At 42.5% G+C, this 19,800-nt stretch carries 19 protein-coding genes and 1 pseudogene; 14 read left to right on the top strand and 6 right to left on the bottom strand.

Annotated features, from left to right (window positions below; all coding sequences use genetic code 11):
* Nucleotide 1 precedes the first annotated feature (1 nt).
* Both NMM25_RS07545 and NMM25_RS07540 read left to right on the top strand, forming a co-directional pair.
* Nucleotides 2-625 carry a TipC family immunity protein gene (locus NMM25_RS07545; RefSeq protein ID WP_000721847.1) on the top strand — a complete coding sequence of 208 codons (624 nt, stop codon included), beginning with the start codon at nucleotides 2-4 and terminating at the stop codon, nucleotides 623-625.
* Between the two features lie 4 nt (nucleotides 626-629).
* Nucleotides 630-1,238: a TipC family immunity protein gene (locus tag NMM25_RS07540; RefSeq protein WP_254736501.1), complete on the top strand. Its 609-nt coding sequence runs from the start codon at nucleotides 630-632 to the stop codon at nucleotides 1,236-1,238.
* A 113-nt stretch (nucleotides 1,239-1,351) separates the two neighbouring features.
* Here NMM25_RS07540 and NMM25_RS07535 read toward each other — a convergent pair whose 3' ends face one another.
* From NMM25_RS07535 to NMM25_RS07520, 4 genes are all read right to left on the bottom strand, one after another.
* The gene (locus NMM25_RS07535) at nucleotides 1,352-1,891 is read right to left on the bottom strand and encodes a DUF3278 domain-containing protein (protein ID WP_254736448.1); all 540 of its coding nucleotides are present in this window, start codon (nucleotides 1,889-1,891) and stop codon (nucleotides 1,352-1,354) included.
* Nucleotides 1,892-2,119: 228 nt separating this feature from the next.
* Nucleotides 2,120-2,563, bottom strand: coding sequence for a hypothetical protein (locus NMM25_RS07530; protein ID WP_254736447.1), 444 nt, complete (start codon nucleotides 2,561-2,563; stop codon nucleotides 2,120-2,122).
* A 290-nt stretch (nucleotides 2,564-2,853) separates the two neighbouring features.
* Nucleotides 2,854-3,396 (bottom strand): DUF3278 domain-containing protein, encoded by a 543-nt coding sequence (locus tag NMM25_RS07525; RefSeq protein WP_254736446.1) that lies wholly within the window; start codon nucleotides 3,394-3,396, stop codon nucleotides 2,854-2,856.
* 15 nt (nucleotides 3,397-3,411) lie between these two features.
* A complete protein-coding gene (locus NMM25_RS07520) occupies nucleotides 3,412-3,606 on the bottom strand; it encodes a helix-turn-helix transcriptional regulator (RefSeq protein ID WP_001082470.1) in 195 nt (64 codons plus the stop codon).
* Nucleotides 3,607-3,768: 162 nt separating this feature from the next.
* Here NMM25_RS07520 and rsmH point away from each other — a divergent pair, with 162 nt between their 5' ends.
* Genes rsmH through mraY form a run of 4 tightly spaced genes read left to right on the top strand, consistent with a single transcriptional unit; the run spans nucleotide 3,769 to nucleotide 8,288 of the window.
* A complete protein-coding gene (rsmH, locus tag NMM25_RS07515) occupies nucleotides 3,769-4,719 on the top strand; it encodes a 16S rRNA (cytosine(1402)-N(4))-methyltransferase RsmH (RefSeq protein WP_000159388.1) in 951 nt (316 codons plus the stop codon).
* A 10-nt stretch (nucleotides 4,720-4,729) separates the two neighbouring features.
* A complete protein-coding gene (ftsL, locus tag NMM25_RS07510; protein WP_000840795.1) occupies nucleotides 4,730-5,047 on the top strand; it encodes a cell division protein FtsL in 318 nt (105 codons plus the stop codon).
* A 3-nt stretch (nucleotides 5,048-5,050) separates the two neighbouring features.
* Nucleotides 5,051-7,306: a penicillin-binding protein PBP2X gene (gene pbp2X / locus NMM25_RS07505; RefSeq protein WP_254736445.1), complete on the top strand. Its 2,256-nt coding sequence runs from the start codon at nucleotides 5,051-5,053 to the stop codon at nucleotides 7,304-7,306.
* 1 nt (nucleotide 7,307) lies between these two features.
* Complete coding sequence (mraY, locus tag NMM25_RS07500; RefSeq protein ID WP_254736444.1) at nucleotides 7,308-8,288, top strand: phospho-N-acetylmuramoyl-pentapeptide-transferase; 981 nt, start codon at nucleotides 7,308-7,310, stop codon at nucleotides 8,286-8,288.
* A gap of 163 nt (nucleotides 8,289-8,451) precedes the next feature.
* Here the strand turns inward: mraY and tnpA are convergent.
* Both tnpA and NMM25_RS07490 read right to left on the bottom strand, forming a co-directional pair.
* A pseudogene (gene tnpA / locus NMM25_RS07495) lies at nucleotides 8,452-8,916 on the bottom strand (IS200/IS605 family transposase).
* A 197-nt stretch (nucleotides 8,917-9,113) separates the two neighbouring features.
* Nucleotides 9,114-14,237: an SIALI-17 repeat-containing surface protein gene (locus NMM25_RS07490; RefSeq protein ID WP_254736443.1), complete on the bottom strand. Its 5,124-nt coding sequence runs from the start codon at nucleotides 14,235-14,237 to the stop codon at nucleotides 9,114-9,116.
* 331 nt (nucleotides 14,238-14,568) lie between these two features.
* Here NMM25_RS07490 and NMM25_RS07485 point away from each other — a divergent pair, with 331 nt between their 5' ends.
* The 8 genes from NMM25_RS07485 (at nucleotide 14,569) to scpB (ending at nucleotide 19,784) form a co-directional block, all read left to right on the top strand.
* Nucleotides 14,569-14,814, top strand: a complete 246-nt coding sequence (locus NMM25_RS07485) for a YneF family protein (RefSeq protein ID WP_000364980.1) — start codon at nucleotides 14,569-14,571, stop codon at nucleotides 14,812-14,814.
* A 205-nt stretch (nucleotides 14,815-15,019) separates the two neighbouring features.
* The gene (gene racE / locus NMM25_RS07480) at nucleotides 15,020-15,814 is read left to right on the top strand and encodes a glutamate racemase (protein ID WP_254736442.1); all 795 of its coding nucleotides are present in this window, start codon (nucleotides 15,020-15,022) and stop codon (nucleotides 15,812-15,814) included.
* A complete protein-coding gene (locus NMM25_RS07475) occupies nucleotides 15,811-16,782 on the top strand; it encodes a nucleoside-triphosphate diphosphatase (RefSeq protein ID WP_254736441.1) in 972 nt (323 codons plus the stop codon). The genes racE and NMM25_RS07475 overlap by 4 nt, the downstream gene beginning before the upstream one ends.
* Nucleotides 16,758-17,279, top strand: a complete 522-nt coding sequence (locus tag NMM25_RS07470; protein ID WP_254736440.1) for a metallophosphoesterase — start codon at nucleotides 16,758-16,760, stop codon at nucleotides 17,277-17,279. Before NMM25_RS07475 ends, NMM25_RS07470 begins: the two co-directional genes overlap by 25 nt.
* On the top strand, nucleotides 17,276-17,737 hold the full coding sequence (cbpB, locus tag NMM25_RS07465; RefSeq protein ID WP_254736439.1) for a cyclic-di-AMP-binding protein CbpB: 462 nt from the start codon (nucleotides 17,276-17,278) through the stop codon (nucleotides 17,735-17,737). Before NMM25_RS07470 ends, cbpB begins: the two co-directional genes overlap by 4 nt.
* Nucleotides 17,734-18,468 carry a site-specific tyrosine recombinase XerD gene (gene xerD, locus NMM25_RS07460; RefSeq protein ID WP_302898159.1) on the top strand — a complete coding sequence of 245 codons (735 nt, stop codon included), beginning with the start codon at nucleotides 17,734-17,736 and terminating at the stop codon, nucleotides 18,466-18,468. The genes cbpB and xerD overlap by 4 nt, the downstream gene beginning before the upstream one ends.
* On the top strand, nucleotides 18,468-19,196 hold the full coding sequence (locus NMM25_RS07455; RefSeq protein WP_254736437.1) for a segregation/condensation protein A: 729 nt from the start codon (nucleotides 18,468-18,470) through the stop codon (nucleotides 19,194-19,196). Before xerD ends, NMM25_RS07455 begins: the two co-directional genes overlap by 1 nt.
* Nucleotides 19,197-19,214: 18 nt before the next feature.
* The gene (gene scpB, locus NMM25_RS07450) at nucleotides 19,215-19,784 is read left to right on the top strand and encodes an SMC-Scp complex subunit ScpB (protein ID WP_000105290.1); all 570 of its coding nucleotides are present in this window, start codon (nucleotides 19,215-19,217) and stop codon (nucleotides 19,782-19,784) included.
* Nucleotides 19,785-19,800 lie beyond the last annotated feature (16 nt).

The raw sequence follows: 19,800 nt of genomic DNA, 5'->3' as shown, positions 1-19,800 counted from the left end.
GATGAAAAAAATATTAGGTTTAGTAGCCTTATTCGTGATAATTGTATCATCCTGTTTTTACTTTTTTACTAGACAACCTAAAAATATTTTTGATGAGATCTATCAAGAAACTGAGAAGACATATCTTGGAAATAATGTTTTTAACCAGTTGAAAGATGTTGAAGTACATAAGTATGAAATATATGATAAAGATATGCAGGGAACAGGAAAGTATACTCCCAAGGTAATTTACATTGATAATTATCTACCTGCAAATTATTCCGAGACTGAATTAGAGTTTAATTTTGATAGTATAAACAAAGGAATGTTTATTTGGTTTGAATGGAAAGTAAATTCAAAGTTTTCTTTGTGGTATTTAAGTTATTACAATATTAAGAGTAAGACTCTAGAGAAAGAACTTGCAATTTTAGAAGAGCCAAGAAAGGCTGGAGAGTATCTCAAAGATGAAGAAAAAGTAAGAGACTATTTAAAAAAATACAATATAACCAAAGAAGATTTAGACAAACATTACGACGAAATCGTCAACCAGAAGGTTTTAAAAGATTGGTGTTCGATTTATGACAGCAAGTACTCGCCAAGTAACTATGGAGATGTCAAGATTGAAACCCAGTGGGAGAATTGGTGATAATATGAAGAAAATCCTAGGCCTAGTAGCCTTATTCGTGATAATCATATCATCCTGTTTTTACTTTTTTGTGCGTCAACCTAAAAACATTTTTGATGAGATTTATCAGGAGACGGAGAAAACCTATCGGTCAAATAATATTTTAAGAAACATAGATGGGTTTAAAATCAGACCCGATTGGCCTAACGATGGAGAATATTTTGCATACACCCCTTCAGGGAAATATCAAACTCATCCTGAAGGTTATAAAGACATAAGTATTAGCTTTAATTTCGGAGAAGGTATTAAAGGAATGACGATACGTTTTGAAAAAAGGATTAATTCGGATATTACCCTATGGTATTCAGCACACTATAATATAAAAAAGAAGGTACTTCAAAAGGAGCTTGCGATTTTTGAAGAGCCAAGGCAACCAGGTCAATATCTTGATGATGAAGAAAAAGTAAGAAACTATTTAAAAAAATATAACATAACCAAAGAAGAATTAGAGAAGGACTACGACGAAATCGTTAACCAGAAAGTCTTGAAAGTTTGGTGTTCGATTTATGACAGCAAGTACTCGCCAAGCAACTATGGCGATGTCAAGATTGAAACCCAGTGGGAGAATTGGTGACAAGGGTCAGTAGATATTTTGGAAAATATCCTATGAATTGAAGTGGAAATCCCACCTAGAACGAACTAGGTGGGATTCTTTGCCTATAAAATGAGAAATTAGCGAATCTTGCTCTATTTTTTAACGTGTTCCGATAAAAAGGCATAGGTCATGGTTCCAAAGATGGCACCAATTCCCAAACCTAAGACTAGTAAAGGGAGCGTTTTATCGAACTGGGAGAGATTGTCCCAAAAGGTATTGAGGGGGAGATGCTGAACAAAGAGTTTGTGAAAGGCTGATAAGACAAACAAGCCAATTGGAATACTGATAAATACACCCCAACTACGAACTTTGATTTGGCTTTTGCTGTAGCTTTTGTGATGGATTTCGGACGGGTCATCCTTGTCTAAATGTAAGTTGCGAACTGCTAGTCTCGCCCTAGATGCGAGGACGAAGATAAGTCCAAAATAGAGGTAGGGCATGGCATCTCGAACCAACCCTATGAAGCGTCCAAATAGGAGATAGAACAAGAAGAGTAGGAGGGAGGAGTAAACGATTTGGATCAAGGCACGGGCACAAGCCTTGTAAATCATCTCTTGACGGCATTCATCAAAAGGCCCTTGTATGTGAAAGAATAGTTTGAGTAAGCGAGTGGTGAAATCTTCTTTTTTCATGGGAGTGATCTCCTAAATGAGCGATTTTTGATTGACTTCTTTAAAGAGTTGATAGAAAGTATAGAAGTAAATCAAGCTAAAAATAATACAGATTGTTAGAAATACTAGGGAAAACTTGATTCGGGCCATCAAATCTGAGTTTCTAGTTTAATAAGCTAGAAATTTTACAGATAAAAGAGCATCTCGTATAAACGAAATGCTCTTTTCTAGTTGTTGGTTACAATTAGCTTATTTTTTTGCATAGAACACTTGCAAGCGTCCTGTATTTTCAACATAGTTCCCAACACCATCGTATTTTTTTTGGGCTTCCTTGTTTATCATTTGAAAAGTATTCAATTCATCCAAGCTAATTTCCCTGATATTTTTAAGTTTCAGCCAGTGATAATCTTGATCGTCTGCAAACAAGCTTGGAGCATAAACGGCAGCATCCAAAGGAGCTGATTTTTTATTAAAATATTGGTAAAGTACCAAATCAGCAATATAAGTAAATTCTTTACTCACAAGCAATATTTTACTTACTTTCGTAAGTTTTTTAGGATCCATTCTGTTACTCGTGCTGAAGTATACAGAACCGACCTCGTTAGCTTTCTCTAAGTGCGCATCCAGAACTTCTTTTGCTGAGCAAATATCAATCCCGACTACCGGGAGAGCGACGCTATACGTAACAGCCATAAATTTGACCTCCAATAAATATTTATTTCAGATATGCTAGAAACATACCAAATCGTACTAGTATATCACTAGATAATATCTAGCGATATACTAGATATATATAGTCTAGCATATTACTGGATAAAAATCAAGTGATTTTAAAAAATTTTTTAGTTATTTTATTGTTTAACTCCAAAATTCAACATTTCAGGAATTTTCCTCCCTTCAAGAACTTTTCAAGGTATAATCTAAAGATACTGATAAAAACATGACTGATCAGTAGTCTAGCTAGTGATTTTATAAGGAACCTCCTAGTCGTCTTCTTGGTCTTTCTTGGCTTTTCGAATGCGAAGAGAGACGATAATTTGTATGGTCACTCCGAAGAAGAGGGTAGCTAGGATAGTTGATACAAAATGTCCTGTATTTAAAAGAGAACCAAGATAATCCTTGCTATCATCGGTTAGGACGTTCAGAAGCGGTATTCCAAAGAACATGCCAATGCCATAGATCAGACCCGCTTTTAGACCCGGAAAATGTAGCTGTTTACTTTCTTTTTGACTCAGCATTTCGGGATCAATAGCTGTGATGCCCGTTTTCTTGGTTTGAGAGACTACATAGAGGGCAGCCATCATCGAAATGCCAAACACCACGAGAGGATAGCCGATAGCGACAATTTGTGGGTATTTATAAGCAAGGACAAAGGGGATGAGGTTGCCAAATGTCATCAGATAAAAGAGAACGATAAAGACCTGATTCCCGATACGATCAGCCTCGCGCCGTTTGTGTTCGTCAAGGGGGCCAGAAATACCGTATATGCGTTTGATGAGTTTTTCAGTGAGAGTTTCTTTTTTCATTTGTTTGCTCCTTTTTTAAAAATCGTCTTCCCAAAAGAGGCTATTGAGGTCAGTTTGGAGGCTGCGGGCGAGATTGAGGCAGAGTTCCAGGGTTGGATTGTACTTGTCATTTTCAATCATGTTGATGGTCTGTCTCGAGACACCGATATCTTTGGCGAGCTCGAGCTGGGAAATGCCCAGTTCCTTACGGAATTCTTTGACACGATTCATAGGGTCTCCTTTCTGATATGTCGCATATATTTGACTATATTATATTCTTTTGGAGGTAGGGTGTCAAGTATATGCGACATATTTTTGGGAATTTTTTTCGAAGAAACTTAGCCTTGTCTGACAAGTGCAAGCTGGTCAGATTTGTGGTAAAATAGATAAGATATGACAAAAGAATTTCATCATGTAACGGTCTTGCTTCATGAAACGATTGATATGCTTGACGTGAAACCTGACGGTATCTACGTTGATGCGACTTTGGGCGGAGCAGGCCATAGCGAATATTTATTAAGTAAATTGAGCGAAAAAGGGCATCTCTATGCCTTTGATCAGGACCAGAATGCCATTGACAATGCGCAAAAACGGTTGGCACCCTATATCGAAAAGGGGATGGTAACCTTTATCAAGGATAACTTCCGTCATTTGCAGGCACGTTTGCAGGAGGCTGGTGTTCAAGAAATTGATGGAATTTGTTATGACTTGGGAGTTTCCAGTCCTCAGCTAGATCAGCGTGAGCGTGGTTTTTCTTATAAAAAAGATGCACCACTGGATATGCGCATGAATCAGGAAGCTAGTCTGACTGCCTATGAGGTGGTCAATCATTATGATTATCATGACTTGGTTCGTATCTTTTTTAAGTATGGTGAGGATAAATTCTCTAAACAGATTGCTCGTAAGATTGAGCAAGCGCGTGAGGTGAAACCCATTGAGACAACGACGGAGTTGGCAGAGATTATTAAGTCGGCCAAGCCTGCCAAGGAGCTCAAGAAAAAGGGGCACCCTGCCAAGCAGATTTTCCAGGCTATCCGAATCGAAGTCAATGATGAGCTGGGCGCTGCAGATGAATCCATCCAGCAGGCCATGGACATGCTGGCTCTGGATGGTAGAATCTCGGTCATTACCTTCCATTCGCTGGAAGACCGCTTGACCAAGCAATTATTCAAGGAAGCTTCAACAGTGGAAGTTCCCAAAGGCTTGCCCTTCATTCCAGATGACCTTAAGCCTAAGATGGAATTGGTATCCCGTAAGCCAATCTTGCCAAGTGCCGAAGAACTAGAAGCCAACAATCGTTCGCATTCAGCCAAGTTGCGCGTGGCTAGAAAAATTCACAAGTAAGAGGAAAAACATGGCAGAAAGAATCGAAAAAACAAGCCAGTTATTGCAAACGAAGTTTAAAGGTTTTTCACGTGTGGAAAAGGCCTTCTATGTTTCGATTGCTGCAACAATGATTATCCTGGCAATTAGCGTTGTGTTTATGCAGACCAAGCTACTACAAGTTCAGAATGAATTGACCAAGGTCAATGCTCAAATCGAAGAAAAGAAAACCGAGCTAGACGATGCCAAGCAAGAGGTCAATGAATTGATTCGTTCAGAACGTTTGAAAGAAATTGCAAATTCCAAGGATTTGCAGCTAAATAACGAAAATATCCGAGCAGCGGAGTAAGAAATGAAACAGTGGAAAGAAAAAATCATCCGTTATGCCGTTCGTAACCGTAAATCTCCAGAAGAAAATCGTCGAAGAGTAGGGAAAAGCCTGAGTTTATTGGCTGTCATACTCTTCGCTGTCTTTTTGGTCAACTTTGCGGTCATTATCGGAACGGGTAAAAAATTTGGTAAGGACTTGGTCAAAGAGGCTAAGAAGGTTCACCAGACAACTAAGACTATTCCGGCGAAACGAGGAACCATCTATGATCGAAATGGAACGCCAATAGCAGAAGATGCAACTTCTTATAATGTGTATGCTGTTATTGACAAGACCTACAAGTCGGCTACTGGAAAAGTTCTTTATGTAGAAGATTCACAATTTAGTAAAGTTGCAGAAATTTTTCATAAATACCTAGAGATGGATGAGTCCTATGTGACAGAACAACTTGCTCAGCCCAATCTGAAACAGGTATCGTTTGGTACAAAAGGAAATGGGATCACCTATGCCAATATGATGGCCATTAAAAATGACCTCAAAACAGCTGGGGTTGAGGGGGTTGACTTTACAACTAGCCCTAACCGCAGTTATCCCAATGGACAGTTTGCTTCTTCCTTTATCGGTTTAGCGCAACTCCATGAAAATGAGGATGGAACCAAACGTTTGATTGGGACATCTGGTTTGGAGAGTTCCTTAAATAGCATTCTGGCGGGTACAGATGGGATTATCACCTATGAGAAGGATCGTCTAGGAAATATTGTTCCGGGTACGGAGCAGGCTTCCCAACACATGGTAGACGGAAAGGATGTTTACACAACCCTTTCTAGTCCTTTGCAATCCTTTATGGAAACCCAGATGGATGCCTTCCAGGAAAAGGTAAAAGGCAAGTATATGACGGCTACCTTGGTCAGCGCTAAAACAGGGGAAATCCTCGCTACGACCCAACGTCCGACCTTCAATGCCGATACCAAGGATGGTATTACGAAAGACTTTGTCTGGCGAGATATTCTTTATCAAAGTAACTACGAGCCAGGATCCCCCATGAAAGTGATGATGTTGGCTTCAGCCATTGATAACAATACCTTCCCAAGCGGAGAATACTTCAATAGCAGTGAATTCAAAATAGCGGATGCGACGACTCGAGATTGGGACGTCAATGAAGGTTTGACTAGTGGTGGGATGATGACTTTCTTACAAGGTTTCGCTCACTCCAGTAATGTTGGAATGAGTCTACTTGAACAAAAAATGGGAGATGCTACTTGGTTGGATTATCTAAAACGCTTTAAATTTGGGGTTCCAACTCGCTTTGGCTTGACAGATGAATACGCTGGTCAACTTCCAGCTGATAATATTGTTAGTATTGCTCAAAGCTCATTTGGGCAAGGAATTTCAGTGACACAAACACAAATGCTTCGTGCCTTTACAGCTATTGCTAATGATGGAGTTATGCTGGAGCCAAAATTTATAAGTGCTATTTATGATACTAACAATCAGTCTGTACGAAAGTCTCAAAAAGAGATTGTAGGAAAACCTGTATCTGAAGATGCAGCAAGCTTGACTCGTACTAACATGATATTAGTTGGGACGGACCCTCTATATGGAACTATGTATAATCACTACACAGGAAAGCCAATTATAACAGTTCCTGGACAAAATGTAGCAGTTAAATCCGGTACGGCTCAAATCGCTGATGAGAAAAATGGAGGATACTTGGTTGGTTCTACCAATTATATTTTCTCAGCTGTGACTATGAATCCTGCTGAAAATCCTGATTTTATCTTGTATGTAACGGTTCAACAGCCTGAGCATTATTCAGGTATCCAGTTGGGAGAATTTGCCACCCCAATCTTGGAGCGGGCTTCAGCTATGAAAGAATCTCTCAATCTTCAGTCAACCGCCAAGAGCTTGGATCAGGTCAGCACGACGACAAGCTATGTCATGCCAGCTACCAAGGACTTTACTCCAGGTGACCTAGCAGAGGAATTGCGTCGCAACCTTGTCCAACCAATCGTTATTGGAACAGGAACCAAGATCAAGGAACTCTCGGTTTCTGAAGGAGATAATTTGGAAGCTAATCAGCAAATCTTGATCCTGTCAGATAAGGTCGAAGAAATGCCTGATATGTATGGATGGACAGATGAAAATGTGCAAACATTTGCCAAATGGCTGAATATAGAAGTCGAGTGGGAAGGTAGTGGCAAAACGGTCAAGAAACAAAGTGTCCGTGCCAATACAGCCCTCAAAGATATTAAAAAAATGAAAGTAACATTAGGAGATTAAGATGATTAGTTCCATTAGTGCTGGAATTCTAGCCTTTCTATTGACCTTGATAGGTATTCCAGCCTTTATCCGATTTTATCGAAAAGCACAGATTACAGGTCAGCAGATGCACGAGGATGTCAAGCAACACCAAGCTAAAGCTGGGACTCCAACCATGGGAGGTCTTGTCTTCCTGATCGTTGCAGTTGTTGTGAGCTTCCTTGACGCTCTCTTTACCCAACAATTGACCAACAATGTAGGCATGATTTTGTTTATCTTGGTTTTGTATGGTTTGGTAGGTTTTTTGGATGATTTTCTCAAGGTCTTTCGTAAAATCAACGAAGGCTTAAATCCCAAGCAAAAACTTGCTCTCCAGCTGCTTGGAGGAGTGATTTTCTACCTCTTTTATGAGCGTGGTGGTGACATGCTTTCAGTTTTTGGCTACCAAGTTCACCTGGGTATTTTCTATATTTTCTTTGCCCTTTTCTGGCTAGTTGGCTTTTCAAATGCGGTGAATCTGACTGACGGGATTGATGGCTTAGCAAGTATTTCCGTAGTGATTAGCTTATCGGCCTACGGTGTGATTGCTTATATGCAAAATCAACTGGATATCCTTCTTGTGATTCTTGCCATGATTGGTGGTTTGCTAGGCTTCTTCGTCTTTAATCACAAGCCTGCCAAGGTCTTTATGGGAGATGTGGGAAGTTTGGCACTAGGTGGGATGCTGGCAGCAATCTCTATGGCCCTCCATCAAGAATGGACCCTTTTGCTGATTGGGATTATCTATGTCTTTGAGACAAGCTCTGTTATGATGCAGGTTACCTACTTCAAACTTAGTGGTGGAAAGCGTATTTTCCGTATGACACCTGTGCATCACCATTTTGAGCTTGGAGGATTCTCAGGCAAGGGTAATCCTTGGAGCGAGTGGAAGGTTGACTTCTTCTTTTGGGGAGTTGGGCTTCTAGCAAGTCTCTTGACCTTAGCCTTTTTATACCTACTGTAAAACTAACTTTTGATGACAAAAATCATAACCACCCGTCTAACGGGTGGTTTGCACCAGGGCTATAAGCCCAGATCACCAGCCAGCGCCTAAAGGCGCTGGCTTTCACGTTGTTCAAGCCTCATTGCTCTTGACTCGTCACTTGCCTCTTAAAGAGGCTTTAGTATTACTTACCACTATCCCTAAAGGGATCCTCATATTCTTTTACACTTAATTTATCTAGTGCTATATCATGCTTTTCCTGTTCTTGAATATATTTCTTAATTGTGGCTTCATTAAGCCCTACTGTACTTACATAATAACCTTCTGCCCAGAAATGCCGATTCCCAAACTTGTACTTGAGGTTGGCGTGTTTGTCAAACATCATGAGTGCACTTTTACCTTTTAAATACCCCATGAAACTTGAAACACTTATCCTCGGTGGAATACTGACTAACATATGTACATGATCAGGCATTAAGTGACCTTCAATAATCTCAACACCTTTATAACTACATAATCAATGGAATATTTCTCCCAAACTACTTCGATATTGATTATAAATTACTTTTCGTCTATACTTAGGGGTGAACACAATGTGATATTTACACATCCACTTTGTGTGTGATAAACTATGTGCCTTTTGTGCCATATTTTTCTCCTTTCGCTTTACAATTAGCTTGAACACCTTTATTGTATCGCGTTTGGAGTTTTTTGGTATAACCTTCGATGCGCACCCGCATAGCGGGTGGTTTATTTGTCTCGCACCTTGCGGAGCGAGACGGACTAATAGTCACATAATAAAACAGGATGAAGTTGTTCTTCATCCTGTTTTTGTGATATTAAACGTTAGTTGGATTCATCCTTTCTCCCTTTTAACATAAAAGTGGCTGTAAGGGCTAGGCTGAGTCCTGCTAAGAAGAGGAGTGGGTTGGACGCTTCTCCTGTTGCTGGAAGTTCTTCTTTAGGAGAATGATTTCCAGCTTTAGCAAGGTTCGGACTAGCTGAAAGTTGTTCAGCCTCGTGTGCTATGGTTTCTACATCTGAACCACTTGGTTTTTCCTCTGTGTTAGAGCTTGTTCCAGCAGCTTGATAGACGACAGCATAGGTACTGAAATGATTAGTGATGAATTCTACCTTTCCGTCTCGAACGGTGAAATCAAGGGCTTGCAACTCCTTGGTCGGAGTGATGTAGTAGATATTTTCTACGCTAGCTGAAATAGGCAAGCGAACCAAAACAGAGCCTTTTGGCTGCAAGCTATGATCGGTTGGATTTTTCAGTTGTAGGTCGTAAGCATCATAGGTCTTGCCAAAGAGTTCTTGAGCTAAGACACGTCGGCTGGAAACGTGAGAAATTCCTTCTAAGTCGCTGGCTCCACCGATGATCTCTACTCCAGTCTCCTTATCTTTTAAGACTTGAACTGGATAGTCAGGAAGGCTAAGGCTTGGAGCGGCCTGATCTCCGCTAGTTCCGATAGGTTTGGTGTATTCAGGTTTTTCAACAGTAGGAGTTTCCTCTTGACCTGCTGTTCCGATAGATTCGGTGTATTCAGGCTTATCTACAGTAGGAGGCTCTTCTTGTCCTACGGTCCCGATAGGATAGGTGTATTCAGGCTTTTCTACAGTAGGAGACTCTTCTTGCCCCGTCGTTCCGATAGGTTCGGTGTATTCAGGTTTTTCTACAGTGGGTGGCACTTCTTGCCCTGCAGTCCCGATAGGCTCTGTGTATTCAGGAATGTCAACAGTAGGAGCTGGTTCCTCTCCCTTGCTTGTAGTTGGCTGACTCTCGTCAACCTTTTTCTCATCCTTTTTAGTAAAGACGGCCACGATAGGGCTGCTTGTGGTATTTCCTTGAATGGTATAAGCTTCAATGGCATTTCCAGCTTTGCGATTGGTTTCGTCAGGGATTGGGATTTGAACTTGATTGTCTTGGATTGATAGGATAGTCTGATCTCCACTTGTAACCAGATGCGTTTCATCCACCTTACGCAAAACTAGAGGATCTTTGACACCTGGGAAGGTCACTGCGATGGCTTCCCAATCTCCAGCTGGTAGGCTTAAGGAAATGGTTTTGTCATTTTCCTTAAGAGGCGCGATGCTCGGGCTATCTATACCAACAGCTGGAGCTTTGATGATATCAAAGGAGTCTAGAGAGATTTTCTTGCGACCTTCTGGCGAATCTGGGTCAACTTGTAATGTCAGGGTATGCGGACCGTCAGTAAGATTTGTAAATTCGCCAATAAAGGCTCTCTTTTCGGTTGCGCCTGAAGTGTAGAAGTCTAGACTTGGCATTTCTTTGCCATCTAGTGTAACACGTGCTCGTCCAAGGGCAAGGCTCTTCAAGCCATAAATACGAATGCCCGTCCCTGTAAAGGAAATGGTTGCCTGAGCTTCTGAAGCTGCACTAGAGTCGCTGTTGTTAATATCAGCGTATTTTTCCGTACCACCGTAGAGTTCAGGATCAGACCAGTCCTTAAACTGGGCACCATACTGGATACGCGAATCACGATCATCCATTTTTTCAATCGTATTGCCTGTTCCTGCTAGGATCTTGAAGTAGTCTAATGAAATTTTTGAGCGCTCACTACCACGGTGTTTGTGCTCACGTTTCACACGAAGAGTCAATGTGTGAGGTCCGTCAGATAATCCTGCGAAGCGACTGATGAGACTACCTTTTTCAGTTGCCCCAGCAGTATGGAAGTCAAGTTCGCCGACTTCTTTGCCATCAATTTTAGCAGTGGCAAGACCTAGTTCAGACGATTTCAGTCCATAGATTTCGATACCAACGCCAGTGAAAGGAATGGTAGCAGTGATGTCTTCGTCTGTGTAGTCTCCTTTTGAAAGGTCAGCAAATTTCTCTGTTCCTCCAAATAATTCTGAGTCTGCCCAGTTTCCAAAGGCAGCTCCGTACTGGATACGGCTGTCTCGGTCGTCCATCAACTCGCTATAGGTTTCGACAGTGGCCTGTTCAGAAACTTGTGTAGAAACTTCGCCCAGCATAGCCTTGACAGTATAGGTGTAGGCATGTTGAGGATTGAGTGACCGGTCAATAAAGTGGGTTTGATTAGTTACAAATTCTCTGGTCGCAGATGTTTGGCCAGTTTCGTCTTTCACTTGTCTTTGGATGACATAGTGGGTAGCGCCTTCTACTTGGTTAAAGGTAAGTTCGGCAGTGACTCCATTTTGTCGAACGGCTGTCAGACTGGTTACACGACCAGGGAAATGTTCAAAGGTAATCACGTCACCTTTTTGTGTTGCAAGCTGGATACGATTATCTTTAAGGATCGTAGCCTTGACTGGTTTTCCATTGACCTTGATTTGGCTGGCTTCGATATTTGGATAGTCTACAACTAGGTCTCCACCGACATTTGAAAGGAAGGACAAGCTTTGCAGGTTTTTATCTTTCCACTTCATGCTAACTTCAAAGTTTCCTCGAGCAACCAAGCCAGAAACCTGACCGTCTTTCCAGGCATTTGGAAGAGCTGGTAATGGTGCAATATAGCCTGTATGAGATTGGAGAAGCATTTCTGCCATCCCACTGGTTGCTCCAAAGTTTCCGTCGATTTGGAAAGGCGCGTGGGTATCCCAAAGATTTTCTAGGGTTGAATACTTGAGTTGTTCAGCGAGCAAGCGATGGGCACGGTTACCATCCAGCAGACGAGCCCAGAGGTTGATTTTATTGGCCTTAGACCAACCAGTACCACCATCTCCACGGTGGTTGAGGGTAGCACGCGCAGCCTCTAGGTATTCAGCCTGGTCCTTGCTAAAGAGCGTACCTGGGAAGAGACCAACTAGATGGGAAACGTGACGGTGGTGATTTTCAATCCCTTCATTAGTGAATTGTGGACTGTCCTCCTCATACCATTCCTTGATGCGTCCCTCATTGTTGATGTGAAGTGGTTTGAGTTTGTCAAATTTAGCCTTGACCTCTGTGACTAAGTCTTGGTCGACTTTCAGATGGTTGGCGACTTCCATGTAGTCGTGGAATAACTGCCAGACTAGCGACTGGTCAAAGGTATTTCCGATGGTGATGGTACCGTGTTCTGGTGAGTAGGATGGAGAAGACACCCAACGGTCACTGGCCTTGTCATAGTGCAAGAAGGAGTTCCAGAACTTAGCTGTTTCCTTGAGCATTGGGTAAATCTTTTCTTTTAGATAAGTTTCGTTCTTGGTGAACTTATAATAGTCATAGACATTCTGCATCATCCAAGCGTTGGCTGCTGGAGACCAACCCCAATAGTAATTCCAGCCTGGAGTAGTCCAGCCAAATGGTGTTGCTTGGGTGTGGACCAGCCAACCATTTTCTTGTCCGTCTTTGGATTCGATACCTGCGTATTCCTTGGCAGCGATACGGCCATAGTAACGCATGTCGTCAATGTAATTGATCATTGGCTTGGCTGTTTCAGCAAGGTTGCTCATGTAGGCTGGCCAATAGTTCATTTGCAAATTGACATTGAGGTGATAGTCAGCGTTCCAAGGTGGATTGTCTACAGCATTCCAGACTCCTTGTAGGTTGGCAGGAAGGGCATCTGTCCGATCACGAGACGAACTGATGAGTAGATATCGGCCGTATTGGAAGAAGAGTTCTTCCAATTTTTGCCCTTTTTCTGGGTTATAGCCTTGAAGGGCCTCTTTTGTCGTTTGAGCAGTCTTGCTTCCACCTAGGTTTAGTTTGACGCGGTTAAAGAGACTTTGATAATCCTTGATATGGTCATTTTTAAGTGTCTCGTAGTCTTTGGCCTTAGCTGCTTCGACAATCCCTTTAACTGTTTTTTCGAGGTCAATGTCTTTTCGATAGTTGGTTTTTGGATTCTGAGCAAAGTTGGTCTTGGCACTGAGATAGAGAGTCGCATAACTTGCGCCTGTAACGGTTAGTGTCTCGTCCTGAACAGTCACCTTTCCGTCTGTTTTAATTCCTAGATAGGATGCAAATTTGAGGCCATTATCTTTGACAGTTCCCTTTAGAAGGATTCCATTTGCATCTGTAGTGACATGACCATTCTTATAGTTGGAATATTCCCAAGAGTAGTTGCCATTAGCAAGCAAGTCTTCTGTCAAACTGTTCCAAAGGGTAAAGTCAAGTGTCTTGTTTCCTTTTTTGGTCAAGTGGGTCACAGTGACATCATCAGGATAGCTGGAGAAGGTTTCACGTTTGAAGGTCGTCTCATCTTGGGTGTAAGAAGTGGTCGTAGTAGCTTCGGTGATATCCAAACCACGATGATAATCTGTTACAGTATCTAGTCCTTTCTTCTGGTTATTAAAGACCATGAAGATATCTCCAAAGGCTAGGTAACGTCCATACTGGGCGTTGTTTGGTCCAACTAGATTTTGTTCAGCGAGCTGTTTTGCTTTTTGGCGGTCGCCAGCTTCGAGGGCTTTACGAATCTCAGCCAAGACCTTGTAGCGCTCCTTGTAGTTTCCTCCGTTATAGTCGGTGCTATCGGGTTGTGGTCCTCCTGACCAGAGGGTCTTTTCGTTGTACTGGATTCTCTCTTCCCCAATGAGTCCGAAAACCTTGGCTCCCATTTCTCCATTTCCGACAGGAAGGGCTTGTTTTTCCCATCCATCATAGGAGGGAGCTGTTGGTTGATCGTAGTTGAGTTGATAGTTTTCTTGCTTTGTCACCGGCTGATCTATTTTTTCAGGTTCCTTATTTTCTTTAGCTTCTACAATGGCTTCTTCACTTGCTTGACTATTTGTTGTCTGAGTCTCCACAGCTGGCTTGCTTTCGGAAACTACTGGACTCTCGGCTAGAGACGGTTTTGTAGTTTCAGTAGCTTCAGCTGCTTTGGGCTCACTATCAGGCTTAGTGATAGCTTCGACAGAGGTTGGTTCAGTTTGCTTGACCTCAACACTGTCTGCGGCTACAGTGTGGTTGACTAGAAAAACAGCTCCCAGCAAAACAGAAGCAGTCCCAACCGTCAGCTTGCGGATGCTATAGCGACAGGATTTCTCCCAAAAGTGTTTTTTCATAAAACCCTCCTTTGTTTATTCGAAACCGCTTACATTTTATAAAGCAGTTTCGTTTAAATTGTTTCTATTTATCTCCTCACCTCCCATTCTACTGGTCATCTAGCATTTGTCAAGAGGTTTTTGGTGAAAAACATATTTGATATTGCTTTTTCTTAAAATAGTAGAAGAAAGTGAGGAAAGGGTGGAATTATTCGTAATTTCATAGTTCAATTTGATTGTAAGACTAGCTTAGAATTGGCTTAACTCCCTCTTGAAAGCGTAAAACAAACTGGTCAGGAAAGTCACTTTATGGTATAATATAGAAGACTCAAAAAGAAACAGGAGAAAAAGAATGGATTTACTTTTAGCAATTATCTTGATTGTGCTAGCTTTTCTAGGAGGAGCTCTCGGAGGGATGTACTTGGTTCGTAAGCAAATCGAAAAAGAATTTGCGGACAACCCACGTTTGAACGCTGAGGCAGTTCGTGCTCTTTTGAGTGCAAATGGTCAAAAACCAAGCGAAGCCAAGGTACAACAAGTTTACCACCAAATCATCCGCCAACAAAAAGCAGCCCTTGCTAACAATAAAAAGAAATAAATAGGAAAAGTCTGGGATGGAAGTTCCAGACTTCTCACTATGTTCGATAGTTCTCAAGGATAAGACTTTTTCCTTGCATTCTATTGATATTTGATTATGATTAAGAGAGAGGCAGTTGACATTCTATCAAGCTGTCGGTCAAATCGTTCAGGACAAGAAATCATGATGAACTATCAATCAGAAAAAAGACTAGAAAGAAGACTGTATGGATAATCGACCAATTGGTTTTTTGGATTCGGGTGTCGGGGGCTTGACTGTTGTTCGTGAGCTCATGCGCCAGCTTCCCCATGAAGAAATCGTCTATATTGGAGATTCGGCGCGGGCGCCTTATGGACCCCGTCCTGCTGAGCAAATTCGTGAATATACTTGGCAGTTGGTCAACTTTCTCTTGACCAAGGATGTCAAGATGATTGTCATTGCTTGTAATACTGCGACTGCGGTCGTCTGGGAAGAAATCAAGGCGAAACTAGATATTCCCGTCCTAGGTGTGATTTTGCCAGGAGCTTCGGCAGCCATCAAGTCCAGTCAAGGTGGGAAAATTGGGGTGATTGGAACTCCCATGACGGTCCAATCAGACATCTACCGTCAGAAAATCCATGATCTGGATCCGGATTTACAGGTGAAGAGTTTGGCCTGTCCCAAGTTTGCTCCCTTGGTGGAGTCTGGTGCCCTGTCGACCAGTGTAACAAAGAAAGTGGTCTATGAAACCCTGCGTCCGTTGGTTGGAAAGGTGGATAGCCTGATTTTGGGTTGTACCCATTATCCACTCCTTCGCCCTATCATCCAAAATGTTATGGGACCAAAGGTTCAGCTCATCGATAGTGGGGCAGAGTGTGTGCGGGATATCTCGGTTTTGCTTAACTATTTTGAAATCAATCGTAGCCGAGATGCGGGACCTCTTCAACATCGTTTTTATACAACCGCCAATAGCCAAAGTTTTGCCCAAATTGGAGCAGAATGGCTGGAAAAAGAGATTCATGTGGAGCATGTAACTTTATGACAAACAAAATTTATGAATACAAGGATGACCAGGACTGGTATGTCGGTGTCTGGGATGTCTATGGAGGCATCTATAGCCTTATCAAAGATCCTCTCGAGCTTGATTTTATGGATTTAGCGCGGATTTTTCGTGACGAAGAAAATGGCTTTCCGATTACGATAACGGTGATGCGCTGGTCTTCTAACTTTCGTCTGCTCTCCTTTATCGTCGAGATTTTAAATGCCGAAGCAGGCCGCAATCTAGAAGTCATCCAACGTCAGGGGGCTCTGCTCTTGGTTGAAAATGGAAAGCTTTTGCATGTTGAATTGCCTAAAGAAGGAGTCGATGTAGAAGCCTTCTTTGAAACTAGCAGGGTCAGAGAAACTCTGCTCATTGCGACTCGTAACGAGGGCAAGACCAAGGAATTCCGAGCTATCTTTGACAAGCTAGGCTATGATGTCGAAAATCTCAATGACTACCCTGACCTACCTGAAGTAGCTGAAACAGGTATGACCTTTGAAGAAAATGCTTGCCTGAAAGCAGAAACCATTTCCAAATTAACAGGCAAGATGGTGCTAGCAGATGACTCAGGTCTCAAAGTCGATGTCCTCGGCGGTTTGCCAGGAGTCTGGTCAGCCCGTTTTGCAGGTGTGGGAGCAACCGACCGTGAAAATAATGCCAAGCTCTTGCACGAATTGGCCATGGTCTTTGATCTCAAGGACCGTTCGGCTCAGTTCCACACAACCCTAGTTGTAGCCAGTCCAAACAAGGAAAGTTTGGTGGTTGAAGCTGACTGGCCAGGCTACATTAACTTTGAACCCAAGGGTGAAAATGGTTTTGGATATGACCCTCTCTTCCTGGTAGGAGAGACAGGTAAATCCTCAGCTGAATTAACCCTTGAAGAAAAAAATAGCCAATCTCACCGCGCCTTAGCCGTTAAGAAACTTTTGGAGGTATTTCCATCATGGCAAAGCAAACCATCATTGTAATGAGTGATTCCCATGGCGATAGCTTGATTGTGGAAGAAATTCGTGATCGCTATCTGGGGAAAGTCGATGCCATTTTTCACGATGGTGACTCAGAACTCCGTCCCGATTCTCCGCTCTGGGAGGGTATCCATGTCGTCAAAGGAAACATGGACTTTTATGCTGGCTACCCAGAACGTTTGGTGACTCAACTTGGTCCGACCAAGATTATCCAGACTCACGGACACTTATTTGATATCAATTTCAACTTCCAAAAGTTGGACTACTGGGCTCAGGAAGAAGAAGCGGACATCTGTCTCTATGGTCACTTGCATGTGCCAAATGCTTGGATGGAAGGAAAGACTCTTTTTCTAAATCCAGGCTCTATCAGCCAACCACGAGGAACTATTAGAGAATGCCTCTATGCCCGTGTGGAGATTGATGACAGCTATTTCAAAGTAGACTTTTTGACACGTGACCACGAGGTTTATCCAGGCTTGTCCAAGGAGTTTACTCGATGATTGCCAAGGAATTTGAAGCATTTTTATTGGAGCAGGAAGGAACCTTTCTCACCCCTGCTGAGAATCTAGCAGCTTTGATTGATACCCATAATGCTGATCATGCGATTTTGGTGCTGAGCCAAATCACCTATACGCGTATCCCTGTTGTGACCTTTGACAAACGCTTTGTCGGAACCATTGGTCTGAGAGACATTTTGGCTTATCAAATGGAGCAAGGTTTGACGGATGAGCAGATGGCAACGACAGATATCGTCAATATGACCAAGACGGATGTGGCAGTCGTCGCTCCAGACTATAACATCACTGAAGTCCTCCATAAACTGGTAGATGAACCTTTCTTGCCAGTCGTAGATGGTGAAGGAATTTTCCAAGGAATCATCACGCGCAAGTCCATCCTCAAGGCAGTTAATGCCCTCTTGCATGACTTTAGTAAGGAATATGAGATTCGATGCAAATGAGAGATAGCATTTCAGCCTTTTTAGAAGGAAAGCAGGGCTTGTCTGCCAATTCAAAGCAGTCTTATAGGTATGATCTGGAGCAATTTTTAGATATTGTGGGCGAGCGGGTCTCTGAGACCAGTCTCAAGATTTACCAAGCCCAGCTAGCCAATCTAAAAATCAGCGCCCAGAAGCGAAAACTTTCGGCCTGTAACCAATTTCTCTACTTTCTCTATCAAAGAGGAGAGCTGGACAGTTTTTACCGCTTGGAATTAGCCAAACAAGCTGAAAAGAAGACTGAAAAGCCAGAGATTCTAGACTTAGACTCTTTTTGGCAGGAAAGTAATTATCCAGAGGGTCGCTTGCTGGCGCTTCTTATCTTGGAAATAGGGCTCTTGCCAAGTGAGATTTTAGCTCTCAAGGTCGCGGATATCAATCTGGATTTTCAGGTTCTGCGAATCAATAAGGCTTCTCAACAAAGGATTGTCACTATTCCCACGACCTTGACTCCAGAATTGGAACCCTTGATGGGGCAGACCTATCTTTTTGAAAGGGGAGGTAAAGCCTATTCTCGTCAGTGGGCCTTTCGTCAGCTAGAGTCCTTTGTCAAGGAGAAGGGGTTCCCAGCCTTATCAGCCCAAGCCTTGCGGGAACAGTTCATTCTAAGACAAATAGAAAACAAGGTCGATTTGTACGAAATTGCAAAAAAATTAGGATTAAAAACAGTCCTGACCTTAGAAAAATATAGATAATGGATATTAAATTAAAAGATTTTGAAGGGCCCTTGGACCTGCTCTTGCACTTGGTTTCTAAGTACCAGATGGATATTTACGATGTGCCCATTACGGAAGTTATCGAACAGTATCTAGCCTATGTCTCAACCCTGCAGGCCATGCGTCTGGAAGTGACGGGCGAGTATATGGTTATGGCCAGTCAGCTGATGCTGATCAAGAGTCGCAAGCTCTTGCCAAAGGTAGCTGAAGTGACAGACTTGGAGGATGACCTGGAGCAGGACCTTCTCTCCCAAATCGAAGAATACCGCAAGTTCAAGCTCTTGGGTGAGCACTTGGAGGCTAAGCACCAAGATCGGGCTCAGTACTATTCCAAAGCGCCAACAGAGTTGATTTACGAGGATGCGGAGCTTGTACATGATAAGACGACCATTGACCTCTTTTTGGCTTTTTCAAATATCCTAGCCAAGAAAAAAGAGGAGTTCGCTCAGAATCACACAACTATCTTGCGAGATGAGTATAAGATTGAGGACATGATGGTCATTGTAAAAGAGTCCTTGACTGGACAAGATCAGTTGCGTTTGCAGGATTTGTTCAAGGAAGCCCAGAATGTTCAAGAGGTTATTACCCTCTTTTTGGCAACCCTAGAGTTAATCAAAACCCAGGAACTGATCCTCGTGCAAGAGGAGAGTTTCGGAGATATCTATCTTATGGAAAAGAAGGAAGAAAATCAAGAGGCACAAAGCTAGACTTGATAGAGAGGAAAGATGAGTACTTTAGCAGAAATAGAAGCGCTCTTGTTTGTAGCAGGTGAAGATGGGATTCGGGTTCGTCAGTTGGCTGAACTCCTCTCTCTGCCACCGACAGGCATCCAACAGAGTTTAGAAAAATTAGCCCAAAAGTATGAAAAAGACCAGGAGTCGAGCTTGTCCCTGATTGAGACAGGGGGAGCATACAGATTGGTGACCAAGCCTCAATTTGCAGAGATTTTGAAGGAATACTCCAAGGCGCCTATCAACCAGAGTTTGTCTCGGGCTGCTCTTGAGACCTTGTCCATCATTGCCTACAAGCAGCCGATTACCCGAATTGAGATTGATGCTATTCGTGGGGTTAACTCGAGTGGAGCCTTGGCAAAGTTGCAGGCTTTTGAATTGATAAGAGAAGATGGGAAAAAAGAAGTGTTGGGCCGCCCCAACCTCTATGTGACTACGGATTATTTCCTAGATTACATGGGGATTAACCATTTGGAAGAATTACCAGTGATTGATGAGCTTGAGATTCAAGCCCAAGAAAGCCAATTATTTGGTGAAAGGATAGAAGAAGATGAGAATCAATAAATATATTGCCCACGCA

Origin of the sequence: Streptococcus sp. CF10-1, from assembly GCF_024295825.1 — a bacterium.
Taxonomy (GTDB): domain Bacteria; phylum Bacillota; class Bacilli; order Lactobacillales; family Streptococcaceae; genus Streptococcus.
This window is presented reverse-complemented; position numbering and strand designations above follow the sequence as displayed.